Origin of the sequence: Psychrobacter sp. NPDC078929, assembly GCF_050267985.1 — a bacterium.
GTDB lineage: Bacteria > Pseudomonadota > Gammaproteobacteria > Pseudomonadales > Moraxellaceae > Psychrobacter.
The window spans coordinates 1-1,964 of the sequence record NZ_JBNNFX010000049.1 but is presented as its reverse complement, the minus strand read 5'-3'; the positions used below and the strand labels follow the sequence as shown (position 1 = coordinate 1,964).

At 37.6% G+C, this 1,964-nt stretch carries 2 protein-coding genes; both read left to right on the top strand.

Annotation, left to right across the window (positions count from 1 at the left end):
• Positions 1–396, top strand: a 396-nt coding sequence (locus ACQKCG_RS13790) for a DUF411 domain-containing protein (RefSeq protein WP_427585490.1), incomplete at its 5' end; no start/stop codon positions are given.
• 796 nt (positions 397–1,192) lie between these two features.
• Positions 1,193–1,915 (top strand): CHAP domain-containing protein, encoded by a 723-nt coding sequence (locus ACQKCG_RS13785; RefSeq protein ID WP_057758750.1) that lies wholly within the window; start codon positions 1,193–1,195, stop codon positions 1,913–1,915.
• Positions 1,916–1,964 lie beyond the last annotated feature (49 nt).

The following is a 1,964-nucleotide window of genomic DNA, read 5'->3' as shown; positions in this document are numbered from 1 at the left end:
TACTCAGCCACTGTCTATAAAGATGCCAATTGCGGCTGCTGTAAAGAATGGATAAGTCATGCAGAAGATAATGGTCTAAGTGCAACCGCGCAAGATGTTGCGGACTTAGCCGTATTTAAAGAGCGCTACAGCGTTCCAAATGAAATGCGTTCTTGCCATACTGTAGTCACTACGGATGGTTACGTCTTTGAAGGTCATGTACCCGCTAAATATATGGCGCAGTTTTTAGAAAATCCGCCAGTACAAGCTATGGGTCTTGCCGTACCTGGCATGCCTGTTGGTAGCCCGGGTATGAAGTATCAAAATAAATTCATGCCCTATCAGGTTATGCAACTCAATAAAGACGGGACGACCCAAGTTTATGCTGATATTGAATCGGTAGAGCAGCAATTATAGTGTGTTAGCAGTTAAGAATACTTTGATTATAGTGTTAGCGTTAAAAGCGAATGAAGCAAGTATAAGACTGTTCTATTGCTTATAAAATGATTCTTCATCAAAAAATTCATTAGCTATTGCGACTTTAAAATTAAAAATAACTTTGAATTTGTAACTTTTGATGACAATGTAAGCGGATTTATCGGTTATTAACCCTTAAAATAGATAAATAACTAAGGGTTAATACAAGAATATACAGGATGTATCGAAACAATTACGTAATATTACATAAGCCAGTAGGGAATTAACATCTATATTAATATTATAAATTATTATATTATCTTAATAATTAGTTAGACCCTATATAGGGTAATTACTTCATCCAATAGAAAAACGTCTGAGGGTTAAATCTAAATTATAGATTTAACCCTCAGACGTTTTTTTGCTTATAAAACAGTAGAAATTGTGGTCAATCTAGTCAGCTATATTCTGTACATGTTACACAAACTTACATTGTAAAATGTGGGATATTAGCAATTTTTTCGACATCAAAAAAGTATTTTTGGGGTTTTTAAGGGGGATGACAGGCTAAACAGCCTATGCTAAAGTCGGCTTTGTGTTTTGGTCAGCAGCTTGATTTGTAACAGCTTCGTAAGACTTCAATGAGCTGTGATCGCCAATAATCATTTTTTATATGAATAATATGCAGCAGAAGTATCAGTCACTATGACATATATATACTTGAGTTATTGAGATTTAATTGACTGCGCTGTTGTTGATAACAGACGATTTTGAATTAACCGTAGGTATTAGATTTATGAAACAGGCTTTATTGATTTTGTCAGTACTGGGTATGGGCATAGCACAAACGAGTGGTGCTGCTATCACAATCTCTCAAACAAATAATACCATCACCAATACTTCTGTGGCATCAAACTACGGTTCATCAAAAAACATCTATAGCACCAAAAGTGGTGCTTATGTTTCTAATAATGATGAAATTAGTCAAGCAATTAGCAACCTAAGTGCGCAGGCCAAGCAAAAAGAGAATCAGCTTTCATCATTAAACAGCCGCTTATACGCTGAAAAACAACAGCAGCAAGTCAATAAGGTTCCTGACAGCAATTCAGCCCCCGCTATCGCTGCTGCTCGCGCCTCAAAAGTGGCTTTATCTGGCAGCTCTGGATATTGTGCCCGTTACGTACGTAAAGCACTACAATCAGCTGGTTATGAATTTACACCCAATCCTTCAGCCTATCAGTACGCCACTCGTGGCACGCTTGATAAAGCAGGTTTTAGCAAAATCAGTAATGATATGCCAACCCAAGTAGGTGATGTTATTGTCTATGATCGCTCATCAAAGCGCCCGCATGGCCATATCCAAATATTTGATGGCGAAAATTGGATTTCTGATTTCCGTCAGAACAGCATCAGCCCATACAGTGGTGTCTATGCTTATACGACATGGCGCGATTCAAAATACGTGGATGACGCATCCGCATCAGATCGTAATATCTACCTTGCTATGAATGATAAATAAGACTTTCTAAGTCAGCACAACATAGTTGTTATTTCCTCCAACCCAGTAG